This window comes from Acinetobacter sp. Colony158, assembly GCF_019264745.1.
GTDB lineage: Bacteria > Pseudomonadota > Gammaproteobacteria > Pseudomonadales > Moraxellaceae > Acinetobacter > Acinetobacter ursingii.
Map to the genome: position 1 here is coordinate 2,410,888 of NZ_CP078523.1, position 329 is coordinate 2,411,216.

General features: G+C 41.0%; 1 protein-coding gene. It reads left to right on the plus strand.

Annotated features, from left to right (window positions below):
- The coding region (locus JR005_RS14835) for an acyl-CoA dehydrogenase family protein (protein ID WP_267460106.1) at positions 1-329 on the plus strand (329 nt) is incomplete at both ends.

Here is a 329-nt window from a genome sequence, read left to right on the forward strand (position 1 = left end):
GATGCAAGAATTACCACGTGAGCGTACTGCGATTGCAGCCACAGCTTTAGGTGCGATTCGTGGTGCAATTGATGTCACTACAAAATATGTCAAAGAGCGTCAGGCTTTTGGTCAACCAATTGCAAACTTTCAAAATACGCGCTTTGTTTTAGCTCAGGCGAAAATTGATGAGTTAGCCACGGCTGCTTTTTATAATCAGAACCTTGCCTTATATCAAGAGGCAAAATTAGATGTCGAAACAGCGGCAGCACTTAAAAGTTTTAGCACAGATATGCAGATGAAAGTTGCCGATAATTTGCTTCAATTATTCGGCGGTTATGGATATATGA